The sequence below is a fragment of the Paenibacillus xylanivorans genome (genome assembly GCF_001280595.1).
Classification (GTDB): domain Bacteria; phylum Bacillota; class Bacilli; order Paenibacillales; family Paenibacillaceae; genus Paenibacillus; species Paenibacillus xylanivorans.
This window is the reverse complement of sequence record NZ_LITU01000036.1, coordinates 321,085-331,248: the sequence shown is the minus strand read 5'-3', so window position 1 is coordinate 331,248 and position 10,164 is coordinate 321,085. Positions and strand designations below refer to the sequence as shown.

Annotated in this window: 8 protein-coding genes; 5 read left to right on the top strand and 3 right to left on the bottom strand. The window is 48.3% G+C overall.

Features of this window, described 5'->3' with window-relative positions; translation table 11 throughout:
* Positions 1–154: 154 nt before the first annotated feature.
* The 3 genes from AMS66_RS05605 to AMS66_RS05595 form a co-directional block, all read right to left on the bottom strand.
* On the bottom strand, positions 155–1,987 hold the full coding sequence (locus AMS66_RS05605; protein ID WP_053779842.1) for a bifunctional diguanylate cyclase/phosphohydrolase: 1,833 nt from the start codon (positions 1,985–1,987) through the stop codon (positions 155–157).
* 253 nt (positions 1,988–2,240) lie between these two features.
* Positions 2,241–2,873, bottom strand: coding sequence for a DUF5317 domain-containing protein (locus AMS66_RS05600; RefSeq protein ID WP_053779841.1), 633 nt, complete (start codon positions 2,871–2,873; stop codon positions 2,241–2,243).
* Between the two features lie 239 nt (positions 2,874–3,112).
* The gene (locus AMS66_RS05595; protein WP_053779840.1) at positions 3,113–4,555 is read right to left on the bottom strand and encodes a hypothetical protein; all 1,443 of its coding nucleotides are present in this window, start codon (positions 4,553–4,555) and stop codon (positions 3,113–3,115) included.
* A gap of 276 nt (positions 4,556–4,831) precedes the next feature.
* Here AMS66_RS05595 and AMS66_RS05590 point away from each other — a divergent pair, with 276 nt between their 5' ends.
* The 5 genes from AMS66_RS05590 to AMS66_RS05570 all read left to right on the top strand — a co-directional run bounded on the left by AMS66_RS05590 (position 4,832) and on the right by AMS66_RS05570 (position 10,163).
* Positions 4,832–5,863, top strand: a complete 1,032-nt coding sequence (locus AMS66_RS05590; RefSeq protein ID WP_053779839.1) for a BMP family lipoprotein — start codon at positions 4,832–4,834, stop codon at positions 5,861–5,863.
* A 111-nt stretch (positions 5,864–5,974) separates the two neighbouring features.
* Positions 5,975–7,474: an ABC transporter ATP-binding protein gene (locus AMS66_RS05585; RefSeq protein WP_053779838.1), complete on the top strand. Its 1,500-nt coding sequence runs from the start codon at positions 5,975–5,977 to the stop codon at positions 7,472–7,474.
* On the top strand, positions 7,471–8,538 hold the full coding sequence (locus tag AMS66_RS05580; RefSeq protein WP_053779837.1) for an ABC transporter permease: 1,068 nt from the start codon (positions 7,471–7,473) through the stop codon (positions 8,536–8,538). Before AMS66_RS05585 ends, AMS66_RS05580 begins: the two co-directional genes overlap by 4 nt.
* Positions 8,522–9,445 (top strand): ABC transporter permease, encoded by a 924-nt coding sequence (locus AMS66_RS05575; protein ID WP_024632282.1) that lies wholly within the window; start codon positions 8,522–8,524, stop codon positions 9,443–9,445. The genes AMS66_RS05580 and AMS66_RS05575 overlap by 17 nt, the downstream gene beginning before the upstream one ends.
* Positions 9,446–9,491: 46 nt before the next feature.
* The gene (locus AMS66_RS05570) at positions 9,492–10,163 is read left to right on the top strand and encodes a sulfite oxidase-like oxidoreductase (RefSeq protein WP_053779836.1); all 672 of its coding nucleotides are present in this window, start codon (positions 9,492–9,494) and stop codon (positions 10,161–10,163) included.
* The last annotated feature ends 1 nt before the right edge of the window (position 10,164 follow it).

Genomic DNA, 10,164 nt, shown 5'->3' with positions numbered 1-10,164 from the left:
CATACGAGATGAATACCACTCGATAACGCAGAATCTGCACAAGAATGAAGTAATCTGGTGCATGATCCATTCCATGATGAACATGAAAATGGCGCTATCCCCGATCAGACCGGGGGTAGCGCTTTTGGTTTTATCAGGGGATATCCGGTGAGCGTTACAAAAGTTGTTGTTGCACCGTCCGTTTCTGAATATATCGGATGAACAACTCGGCTAGCTCGGGATCGAACTGTGAACCGGAGCACATCTGCAGTTCCTTGATCGCTTGATCCACATTTTTCGTTTCCTGATACGGTCGCTCCGTCGTCATTGCATCAAAGGAATCAATCACCGTGAGCATCCGGCACAACCGTGGAATCTCACAGCCTTTCAGACCATAGGGATAGCCTGCCCCGTCATACCGTTCATGATGCAATTCGATATAGGGAATGAGATCGGCAAAACGCTCGTTGGTCAAGGCCATCTTTTTGCCCCAGGTGACATGGCCCTTGATTGTTTCCCATTCCTCAGCGGTAAGCTTTTCTTTCTTATTCAGGATGGACCACGGAATTTCGAGCTTTCCGATATCATGAATCAGTGCGCCCAGTACAAAATTGCGCTTCTCTACATTGTCGAGCTCCAGCAACTCACTTACATCGAGAGCATACTTATATACGCGTTTGGAATGTTTGAATGTATCCATATCCTTATATCTGAACAAGTTGAGCTGTTGCTCAATATCGCGCACATCCTGCACCAGATCAATCTCATGCTCCATGCCGTCATTGCTGCCGTGGCGATGCACATTGTTTTTGCCTTGTTTCTTGGCATAATACAGCGCTTTATCCGCCTGATCCACAAGTTGTGACTTGTTGTACATATCAACCTCATAACGTGCAACACCCCCGGAAAAGGAGAGACAACCGTGTGGAAACACTTCAACTCCTTCAAAAGGTGTGTCGTTCAGCTGCTTGCGCAGCTTGTTCATGAACGCATAAGCCTCGTCCAGATCGATGCCTGGCATGAGCAGGGTGAACTCTTCTCCACCATAACGAAAGGCGGTTACCGGACTGCCTTCCGTCTTCCGACTGAGGAAATCTCCGAGAAGAGCCAGCAGGCTGTCACCTTGAAGATGACCGAAGCGGTCGTTGTATTTTTTGAAATCATCAATATCGATGAGTCCTAGCGAAAGCGGGGTTCCCTGGGAACGGGCGTTACCAAGCTCGCTCTCCAGCATACTTTCAAAATGACTGTGGTTAAACAAACCTGTTCGTTGATCCGTATTCGCCTTTTCCTCAATACTCTGATACATCACAAACAGCTGTTTGAACGCATGCGATAGCAGAATGCTAAGACTGAGGTAGAGCAGCAGGCCCAGAACGCCGTTATGCACAACGAGAATGGTCAGCACAAGCGCCAAAATCAATGTACATAAATAGACGAGCAGTGATTCGGTAACGAAAACACGCTTCATCTGCTGTAATGCATCCTTTGTTGAGAAATGAAAGAACAGGCCAAGCGTGATTGTATTAATGATGAAGTAGGCTGCAAGTGCCGCAAAATAGGGCAGCAGGTTATATCCATCCAGTGCTCCCGGAATTCCTCCAGTCCAAGTAAATACATAAGCCGCTCCAGCAATCATGAGGCTATAAATGCTGAAATTGACGATATGTTTCCACCAGGTGAGTTTGCGATCCTTGATTAACAGAATGAGGGAAACGGGCAGCAGTACAGACAGACTGAATGCACCACCAAACATGAAGATACAGGCGAGGTACACGGAAGAGTCCATGGATTGCTGATTGCCTTTGGGCGGAATTTGAAACGTGAAGTAATCCAAAATCAGCGCCGCACCGAGCATCGTGTATACCATCACCCATTCATCAGAGGATAGATGGAGATAAGACAACTTGTTCATATACAGAAAAATACCGATGCCGGTGCAGCTCAGCAACACGACATACATGCTGCTCCGATCTGCTTTATGGATAAGGTTACGAATAAAGTTCATAAAAATTCTCCTGCTTGGTTTAGTCTGCTCTTGATGTGAATATATCGGCTTGTACTATATTGATGTATAACATAACAAGTTACCTCCCAAAAATCCAGAAAGAAAAAACAGGCCGCTGGCAGCCTGTTTGTCTTGGTTGGCGAGTATATGTACTAGCCGCCCAGCTTGTATCCCGAAGTCAATGCTACAACGACAGAAGCTACGATGATTGCGTTGATGACGAGACGGGAATATTTAATACCTTCGAATTTTTTCATGGAAAAGACCTCCCTTCCTTGGAGTCTGTCCGAATCTCTTCAGGCCTGATGGAATTCACTGGCTGCACAGCTTCTCCGGTTCGATTCACCATCATGTACTGGATAAACAGGAATATGCCAATGTTCATGACCACATCGCCGATGCTGATCACCTGGGTCCGCGGATAAGGGCTGGACAGCGGGATGATATCACCTAGGAATGAAAGATGTGTGGAAGCATCCATCATATAGTGCTTTGATACCGCTCCGCCTTCACGCAGCATATCCACATAATAGGGCCCAAGAACAGCGGAGGCATCCACGGAAACTGGCATACGCCCACCATTTACCGCCATGACGATAAAATTGAGAAAAACACCGATCCAGATCAGCGTAAAACCCTTGTAACGTCGATTAAGCCACAAAAATGCTAAACCTGTGACATAAACGGCAGCAAACAGGTAGCCGTTGATGGATGCAACCCATTCAAGCCTTTCCTGCAAGAAAAAGATGAAGAACTGGGCCAGCAGCAACAGCGGGAATATCCATCCGCCTCGCAGCTTGAGAGCTGCAAACTGGTGGAGACCATACCGAAATCCTCCCCGGAACAGTCCAACGATCAAGCCGAGCAGAATGCCGTCGTATACCATGATTAACTCCTGTCTTACAGATATGTGTAAATGTAATTGCGTGTTTGTGTACCTATGTTATTCGACCTTTTACTGGTAAATCCTGCAAGGGTAATTATTTTTTTGAGAAGAAATTTGCAAAAAAATAAATAAAAAACCGCCTTTACGAACCAATGGGTCGAATCCATGGGAAAGTTCGGTAAAGACGGCTTTATATTATGTCAAAATGTGAGTTTTAATTCACTTGGCAGATGTTCTGTTTATTCCGATTCCCCATTCAGATAATTGAAGAACGGGTGGTCAACCCAGAAGGTGTAACTGGAAATGTCCGCATCAGGGGCCAGCTTACGGAATCCTTCCTGAATTGCCTTGGAATTCTCTTTAAGGGAGAAAGATTGTGCATAATAGTTGCCAAGCGAAATTTTATTGTTGGCGATGACTGGATATTCCGCCAGAGCGGTTGATGAATAATACAGTGGCTGCCACCATGAAGCATAAATTAAGGCAGAGGTGTCATCGCTATTCTTTTTGGCATACTTCAATATGATGTCGTCGAAGCGGGCTTTATCCGCTGTGTTATTGAATTCGAACTGAATGTCATATTCTTTGGCATAGGCAATGTAGTTGCCATTCTCAATCTGGGTTACTTTGTAATCCGGCGTTTCTTTGGGCTCCCCCCATTCCTTCAAATAGATGAAGGCAGATGTTTTCGGCTGAAACTGTACGTCGGTATCGATGCCTTCACTGCGCAACAGTCCAATTAATTGCACCGCGTGCTTAATATCATCATGTCCGTAAGTTAAAGTCAGTTCATCAATGAAGTTGGAATCAAAGCGACTGTCCTTAAGATTGTAACCTGTGACGAGATCATTCCGCAGAGCTTGATCCACAATGGTCCGAAGTTCTGGGGCTTCTATTAAATCAGCAGTGCGATAGGCGGCATACAATTTGGAGTAAATGTCAGCATCGCCGGAACGGCCAATTTCATTTTTATATTTGCCCTGACTGGTCAATACCCGTCCAAGCAATATGTTAGAAAAATCAGAACTTGCTTCGCCGCCCTTACGGAGAGCGGGGTACAGGCTTTCTGGGATCAGACCGGTATCAATGGCAGCGGCCAGTTCCTGCGCAGCTTGTCCCTGAACGCGACTTGAGCTAATGCCCAGTTTTGCAAGTGCCTTCGCTGTTTTGTCTTCAGGGTATGTATATGCCAGCTCTTTGAATCCGGCTGCTTTGACTGCGATGAAGACAGCAGCATAAGTGCTCAGTTTGTCATTGGCACGCACTTCCGTACCGGATAGGATGTCGTTGTTATATAAGGAAACAGCAGCTTTATACGCAGAGTCATTCGAGCTCAGATCAGTAAAGGCAGGGGCCTTAGTTTCACTGTCACTTGCTTCATCTGTAGCAGGAGTAGCTTGATCGGCATCAAGAATGGCAGCAATCGCTTTGATGAAGTCACCCTTGGTTAACTGTTGCGGCAATTGGATATTGTATTTGGCTTGCAGGAATTGGGCGTAATCGGCTGCGCTCTCGGTATAGACTGCTGGAGCTTGTGCTACCGGTCCTTTCACAGCCTGCGAGGTAGTTTGTCCGGAGGGATTAGCCGATGCTGCGGATGCCGAAGCGGGCAAGCTGAGACTGCCGAGTGTAACTGGAGCGGCGAGCAGAGCGGCCAGTGTGATCTGGGTGATTTTTTTCAAATGAATAGCCTCCTCAAAATAGGGTTGGAAAATAAACAAGATTGCGTTATAATTCTGACAAATCCTATCTGAATATAATAATTGGATTGACTTTAGCATGGAGCAGCTCTGGATGTCAACGGAAAAAACCTTGGTATTGAAAGCCTTTCGAGGCCTTGTGGTGGGAAAATCAACTATTATATTCCATTTAGTGTATACGCTCAAAGATTTATTGACAAGGATCGACAGTATCCGCTAGGATTATAAAAAAGAATTGTGAAAAGGGGAATTTTCAAAATGAAAAGAGGTTCATCGTTCGTCTTATCGATCATTATGTTGGCTATTTTACTGGCGGCTTGTGGAAATTCTGGTTCCAAAGACGAACAATCGGCCCAAGGTGGCGACAGTGAAAAATCACTTCGCATGGCGCTTGTACTTCCTGAAAAAATCGGGGTCAACCCGTTCTTCGTACAGATGGATGAAGGTTTTAAAAAAGCAGGCGAGGAATTCAAGGTAGATACCAAGACGATTGAATCGACTGACCCGGCTGCATTTGAGCAAAACCTGCGTGCTGCAGTTGCTGAGAACTATGATCTGATTATTACAGCAACTTTCCAGGCAGAAGATGCATTGAAAAAAGTGGCTGCTGAAAACCCGGACAAGTCCTTTGCTATTGTGGACACAACGGTTGATCTTCCTAACGTTCGTAGCGTTGGTTTCCATGAATATGAAGGAGCGTACCTGCTTGGTGCAGCTGCTGGACTGTCTACGAAAACAGACAAAGTCGGCATGATTGTCGCGATGGACGTTCCATTGATGAAGAAATATACTGAAGGCTTCAAAGCTGGTCTGGAGTCAGTTAACCCGAATGCGGAATTTCTCATGAACTACGTTGGCGGATTCAATGACCCGGCCAAAGCAAAAGAACTGGCGCTGGTGCAATTCGGCAAAGGCGCTGACTTCATTGCCGCAGCATCTGCTGTAGGCGATCTGGGCGTGTTCGAAGCAGCGAAAGAAAAAGGCTTCTATACCTCCGGTCAGGATACAGACCGTACCGTTGAGGATCCGGAACATATCGTATTGTCTCAATTAAAGTCAACCGATACAGTTTCTTACCAAACGGTGAAGGATTTCGTGGAAGGAAACTTCAAGGCGGGTGCTGTAAACTATGGCTTGAAAGAAGATGGCGTAGGCTTGACTTACGTAACACGTGATAGCGAAACTCCATTGAATGCTTTTGTTGGACAAGAGGTTATCGACAAAGTTAAAGCGATCAAGGATGATATCGTATCCGGCAAAATCGTTGTGAAAGATCCATTGCAACAGTAGTATTCTTTGTTCCATAGGATTGAGTAATTGAGTTGATCAGCCGGCTGCCCGATCAGGCAGCCGGTTTTGCTGCTATTTAATGCCCGAGGCCGAGAGGAGAGAACGCGAGATATGCTGTTGGAGATGGAGCAGATTACGAAGAAATACGGCGGGTTCACCGCTAATCGGGACATCCGTTTTAATTTGCGAGAAGGAGAAATTCATGCCCTCGTGGGTGAGAACGGGGCTGGTAAAACAACCCTTATGCGAATGTTGTATGGAATGGAGCAGCCGACATCAGGCACAATCAAAGTTCGTGGACGCGAGGTAAGCTTCGCTACCCCGTCTCAAGCCATGGCAAGCGGTATCGGCATGGTGCACCAGCATTTCATGCTGTTTCCTTCCTTTACGGTTGCCGAGAACATCGTGATCGGCCGTGAACCGTCTGCGGCAGGTGTATTTGACCGCAAACAGGCAGCGGCCCAGGTGAATGAGTTGGGCAGAACGTATGGCATGCCAGTTGATCCGTGGAAAAAAGTATTTGAATGCCCTCTGGGAATGCAGCAGCGTGTTGAAATACTCAAGGTGCTGCATCAGGGCGCAGATATCATTATATTGGATGAACCTTCAGCGGTACTGACACCACTGGAAGTGAAAGAACTGCTCGCGAATATGAAATCCCTTGCCAAGCTGGGCAAAACGTTTGTATTGATCACGCACAAGCTGCAGGAAGTCATGGATGTTGCAGACCGAATCACGGTTCTTCGTGATGGTCAGGTGACAGGTACATTGGAAGCAAAAGACACGAATGTAGAGGAACTGTCCCGCCTCATGGTAGGGCGTGAACTGGTACGCACGGACAAGCAGCCATCCGTTCCCGGAGAAGCTGTGCTTCAGGTGGAAGAGGTAAATCTGTCAGGAGCAGAGGACCGTTCTGCACTCAAGGATATCCATTTGCAAGTTCGGAAAGGCGAGGTTGTGGGAATCGCGGGTATTTCAGGGAACGGTCAGTCTGAACTGATCCAGATTATTGCCGGGCTGCGCAAGGCAGACAGCGGCCGCGTCCTGCTGTCAGGGCAGGATACAACGAACTGGCCGGTGCGTCGCATTCGGGAACATGGACTTGCCCATATTCCGGAAGACCGCTATATGTGGGGAGCGGCGAAGGATGCAAGCGTTCGTGAAAATGGACTGATGGGCCATCATCACCGGCTTCAATCAAAAGGGATCATTAAAGCGAAGGCAGCACGAACCATGGTCGAGAACTGGATCAAGCAGTTCAGCATCAAGACCGGTTCTGCGGAAACGAAGGCACAATTCCTCTCGGGCGGAAACTTGCAGAAGCTGATTGCCGCGCGTGAATTTGCCCAGGATACGCCATTTCTGATTGCGGCTGAACCGACACGGGGTGTTGACATCGGAGCGATGGAGACCATTCACGCCGAATTGCTGCGCAAGCGGAATGAGGGTGCGGGTATTCTACTCGTTTCCTCCGAATTGTCCGAGATTTTGCAATTATCTGATCGAATCATTGTCATGTATGAAGGCGGAATCGCCGGGGAACTGAAGGCAGATGAAGCAACAGAAGAACAGATCAGCTTGTTGATGGCAGGAGGGAAAGAGCGGATATGAATCGGGTAAAAGAAACACTTCGCGGACTCCTACAGCCGCTGCTTGCCGTATTTATCGGTTTGCTGGCAGGTGCTGTAGCCATTCTGATCGTTGGCGGGTCCGTGGTGGATACGTATGCGGAGATGTGGAAAGGGGCCTTCGGCAACTTCTACTTCTTCACCAACACCTTGGCGCGTTCGACGCCAATTATTCTCGCGGGACTGGGCGTAGCACTGGCGTTCCGCGCCGGATTTTTCAACATGGGTGCCGAGGGACAGATGGTTCTCGGCGGACTTAGTGCAGCGCTGACGGCGCTCTACCTGCCGGGTCCAGGCTGGTTTGTCTGTATTGCAGCCATTGTGGCGGGGATCATCGCCGGTGGAGTCTGGTCGCTGTTTGCAGGTTGGCTGGATGCCCGCTTTGGCATGAATCTGTTGATCACGACGCTGTTGCTCAACTATATTGCGATTTATTTTGGAGGATACATGGTATCCTATCCGTTTAAAGACCGCACCGGATCGGCGGCGATGGCCCAGACGCCAATGATTGATCAGAGTGTCTGGCTGCCGAAGCTGTTCCAGGGCATGGGCTTGCATGCTGGATTCATCATTGCCATCGTAGCGGCCATTCTCATCTATTGGTTCACACACAAGACGGTAACCGGTTATGAGATCCGCATGTTGGGTAGCAATCCTTCGTTTGCAACGTATGGTGGCGTGCGCCGCATTCGCATGATGATGCTTTCCATGATCATCAGTGGTGGACTTGCAGGCCTTGCAGGTGCAGGGGAAGTGCTGGGTACACAGTACCGTTTCCTTGATGGATCGTTGTCATCGGCAAGTTATGCATGGAGCGGCATTATGGCGACATTGCTCGCCCGCTCGCATCCGCTAGGAACAGCTGTGGCGGCAATCCTGCTTGCAGCGTTGCAGACAGGTGCCATGGGGATGGAACGGAATACGGATGTGCCGTTGGAAGTCGGCAGTGTCATCCAAGCGGTATTGACGTTATTTGTATCGGCTCAGATCGGATATTCATTCCTGAAGCGGAGAAAGGAGAAGAAGTCCAATGCAACAACTGTTTGATGCAGCCATGTTTGGCTCTACTCTGCGGATTATGACGCCGATCCTGCTTGCAGCGCTCGGTGGGGCTTTATGCTCTCGTGTCGGTCTGTTCAACGTGGGTCTGGAAGGACTCGTATTGATCGGTGCTTTCTCCGCTATTGTGGGTAACTATCTGTTCGGCAATGTACTGTTGGCCGTTATATTCTCGATTGTAATCGTCATGTTGTTCTCTGCGCTATTTGCCTTTATCAGTATTAATCTGAAGGCCAACGCCATTGTGGTCGGGATCTCGCTTAATTTTCTGGCGACAGGACTGACGACTTTTGCGCTGCGTGCGATTTTTGATGTAAAAGGTGCTTACTACGACAAGGATATGGTGGGACTCCCCAAATGGGACATCCCTCTGATTAAGGACATTCCGTGGGTAGGCGATGTCATCTCAGGGCATAGCCCGCTCGTATATCTTGGGATTATTATCGTAATTGCCTTGCAGTTTTATCTGTTCAAAAGTGTCTCCGGTTTCCGTCTTCGTTCGGTTGGCGAGAATCCAGTTGCAGCACAAAGTATCGGCATCAAGGTGCGCGGCATTCAATATGGTGCAGTTCTGATGTGCGGCGTATTATGCGCTCTGGCGGGTGCACAGCTATCGCTCGGTCAGGTTACGATGTTTACCGAGGGCATGACCGCAGGCCGTGGCTTCATCGCATTGGTAGCAACCATGTTGGGTCAAGCGAATCCGCTTGGCGTTATGGGGTCCAGTGTGCTGTTCGGGTTCATGGAAGCACTTAGTATCCGATTGCAGGGCTTTGCGCTGCCAACTCACTTTACCATGATGCTGCCGTATATTGTGACACTGGTGGCGATGTTCTTCTTCAAGGACCGTACTTATGCACAAGACGCACTAAAAGCGGGCGGGAGCTCGCGTTAAATCCTGAATGTTATGCTTGAAGCATATAAAGAAGGAGGAATCACGCTTGCATAATAAGGCTGAACGTCTGAAAAAAACGAAAAGCCCGGCACCCAAAGCGGGTGCTGAGCACGGAGACCGACTGCCACCGGGGCAGGTACTGACCGAGAAATTCCCGATTCTGCATGAAGGTGAAGTGCCAGAATACGACCTTTCCACCTGGGATTTGAAGGTATTCGGTGAGGTTGAGGAGGAGAAGGTGTTCTCCTTCGCCGAGCTTCAGGCGATGCCTCAAGTGAACACGGTGAGCGACATTCATTGCGTAACTCGCTGGTCGAAGTTTGATACACCATGGGAAGGTATCAGGTTCTCGGATTTCATTAAGCTTCTGGGCGTCAAACCGGAAGCGAAATACGTCATGATCCACGCGGATCATGATTACGAGACGAATGTTCCGCTCGAAGAATTGATGCATGACGATGTATTGCTTGCTTTTAAATTTAACGGTGAGCCGCTCACACCGAAGCACGGTTATCCATTGCGCTTGGTTGTTCCACAACTTTACTTCTGGAAGAGCGCGAAGTGGATACGAGGTCTGGAATTCATGAAAGAAGATCGCAATGGCTTCTGGGAAGTCAATGGTTTCCATCATTTTGCCGATCCATTCAAGGAGCAACGCTTCTCTGGTGAAGATATTCCGATTCCGGAAGACGAATGGACGAAGAAGGAGTTTGATTAAG

Excerpts from the sequence above, each read along its gene's own strand:
- AMS66_RS05605 (WP_053779842.1), bottom strand. The coding sequence starts at position 1,987 with ATGAACTTTATTCGTAACCTTATCCATAAAGCAGATCGGAGCAGCATG.
- AMS66_RS05600 (WP_053779841.1), bottom strand. The coding sequence starts at position 2,873 with ATGGTATACGACGGCATTCTGCTCGGCTTGATCGTTGGACTGTTCCGG.
- AMS66_RS05590 (WP_053779839.1), top strand. The coding sequence starts at position 4,832 with ATGAAAAGAGGTTCATCGTTCGTCTTATCGATCATTATGTTGGCTATT.
- AMS66_RS05585 (WP_053779838.1), top strand. The coding sequence starts at position 5,975 with ATGCTGTTGGAGATGGAGCAGATTACGAAGAAATACGGCGGGTTCACC.
- AMS66_RS05580 (WP_053779837.1), top strand. The coding sequence starts at position 7,471 with ATGAATCGGGTAAAAGAAACACTTCGCGGACTCCTACAGCCGCTGCTT.
- AMS66_RS05575 (WP_024632282.1), top strand. The coding sequence starts at position 8,522 with ATGCAACAACTGTTTGATGCAGCCATGTTTGGCTCTACTCTGCGGATT.